2 protein-coding genes are annotated in these 763 nt (G+C 44.7%); both read left to right on the forward strand.

All coding sequences use genetic code 11. The features are described from left to right. Nucleotides 1–333, forward strand: a 333-nt coding sequence (locus C7H79_RS18535) for a hypothetical protein (RefSeq protein ID WP_197714682.1), incomplete at its 5' end; no start/stop codon positions are given. Continuing rightward, on the forward strand, nt 333–763 hold a 431-nt coding region (locus C7H79_RS17280), incomplete at its 3' end, for a hypothetical protein (RefSeq protein ID WP_106708445.1). The genes C7H79_RS18535 and C7H79_RS17280, both read left to right, overlap by 1 nt.

The following is a 763-nucleotide window of genomic DNA, read 5'->3' on the forward strand; positions in this document are numbered from 1 at the left end:
ATCTGGGGTAGACGTAAGGAAGAGGCGACAGGTAAATTTCCCAATGGCGGATGGGCGCGACTTGATTCCATCAAAGCAGGTAAATGGAAGCCTTGGCATCCCAGGCCGGTATTAATTCCTGCTGAAAGCTTCATGGAAAAAGACCACGACAGACAATCTCATTGGATCACTTTGGCACTCGGCATGGCTATCCAGGCGTTACTGGCTGAGCGTGAAGGTGAACAAAGGGTCTATGTGGTTACTGAAGAAACGCCACCGGAATATCACTGGATTCATGATCGTTGGCCACGGTTGCGGAGATTGCCGGATAAATTTATTGCAGAAAATCCATAATGCGATTTTTCGCTTTTGCAATTCTGTTATTTTCTTCCTCCGCATACTCAGAGAATAGTTATAGCCAAATCCTTGAAGGTATAACACCTAACAGCATCACAATCATTGGTGAAGTCCATAAGCGACCGGAAGCAATCCAGTTTTTCCAATCGTTAATAATCGGGTATATGCAACAAAATAAATGCTTGACGGTTGCATTGGAGATTGCCAGCAGCCAGCAATCCTTACTTAACGAAATCATGTTGGGTAAAGCTAGAGTAACCGATATCGAGATTGCTCCGGCGATTGATCATCCATCCTTTCGGGCGTTGATTCATGATCTGGCCGAAATGCGGAGCCACAATAATTGCCTGAAACTGATTGCGATAGATGCTGCATTGGAATTAAAAACTAACCGTGATGGATGGATGGCAATAAAATTGGCTGAGCA

Source organism: Nitrosomonas supralitoralis, assembly GCF_003011925.2.
In the GTDB taxonomy this organism is placed as follows: Bacteria; Pseudomonadota; Gammaproteobacteria; order Burkholderiales; family Nitrosomonadaceae; genus Nitrosomonas; species Nitrosomonas supralitoralis.